The organism is Bradyrhizobium sp. 31Argb, assembly GCF_043638955.1.
In the GTDB taxonomy this organism is placed as follows: Bacteria; Pseudomonadota; Alphaproteobacteria; order Rhizobiales; family Xanthobacteraceae; genus Bradyrhizobium.
The window spans coordinates 1-1,088 of record NZ_JBEGDB010000621.1 but is presented as its reverse complement, the minus strand read 5'-3'; the positions used below and the strand labels follow the sequence as shown (position 1 = coordinate 1,088).

Below are 1,088 nucleotides of genomic sequence, written 5' to 3'. Positions count from 1 at the left end.
GACGGCATCGAGGTCATCCAAATGCCGGCAAACCACGCCGCCTGATCACCTCATCACCCAAAATTCCGCATAGCTCCCCAGCTTTCCGCGCGCGTCTTTTCATCGATCACGCGCACCATGTTGGGGTGCTCTTTCGGTCGATAGTGAGAGACGTCGAACGTCGCGAATATGTCGGTCTCTCGCTGCAGCCATTCCCATGCGATCAGGGCAGCAGTCGCCAGCGATGACAGGCCAAGCTCCACCGCCTTGGCGCGGAACGTGACCAGCTCCTCATAGGTCGCGGTCGGTGACTCGCGGCTTGAGCCCTGCAGACCCATCTTGGCGAACGGATTGACCAGCGGCACCTTACCAGGATTGCGTCGCGCGCAGATGTTCCAAGCGCGACCGCAGATTGACTGTGGTGCGACGCTCCCGCTCAACAACCACGCCATCCTTGGCGACCTTGAGGACCAGCAGCTTCTCATAGAGATCGTCGGCTAGGGCTGTATCGATCGCAGTCAAGCGTTTCTCGCCAAGGGGCTTGCCATCCTTCAGAATGTAGCCGCCGACCAGCTTGAATCCTACTTCGTGATTGCGCTTTGGGTCGAGCTTGGTGTAGCGACGGTCGGAACGGTATTCCGCAAACACCCAATCGAGTGTTCCAGGTGCGGCCGCGGCTTGCGACGTTGTAGGAGAGATGCTCGCGCTGCCGGTTCGCCATGCATCGAAGGTGGGCAATAGGATGGTCTCACATCGAGAGACCGCCGCAGCATAGTCTGCACCAAGCGCTTCGCTCTGCACCGTGCAGCCCGCCTTCTTGGCCCACGATGGCACGTGGAAGAAATAACCCCACCCGCCGCTCCTGAGCGGCTTGCGCTCCACATACCTAGGCAGAGGCAGGGCGGATCGGGGTGGCTTTGTCACAACAGCTTCCGAACGTCCTCAGATGTCTCGGCCGGCGATGCTTCGCCCTGACCGGCCGGGGCCTCAAACACCGCAGCTCCGTTCGGCTGCAGCGTGACACGGAAGGGCACCTGAAATGGACCCGCGGAGCGGGACCGCTTGAACCGGTTTGTTAGTTGGAAACTGACCGCTCCTGATCCCTTTCT

2 protein-coding genes are annotated in these 1,088 nt (G+C 60.8%); both read right to left on the bottom strand.

The features are described from left to right. Positions 1 to 53: 53 nt before the first annotated feature. Positions 54 to 344: a hypothetical protein gene (locus AAFX91_RS41880; RefSeq protein WP_394570373.1), complete on the bottom strand. Its 291-nt coding sequence runs from the start codon at positions 342 to 344 to the stop codon at positions 54 to 56. A 1-nt stretch (position 345) separates the two neighbouring features. After that, the gene (locus tag AAFX91_RS41875; protein ID WP_394570372.1) at positions 346 to 861 is read right to left on the bottom strand and encodes a hypothetical protein; all 516 of its coding nucleotides are present in this window, start codon (positions 859 to 861) and stop codon (positions 346 to 348) included. Between the last annotated feature and the right edge of the window lie 227 nt (positions 862 to 1,088).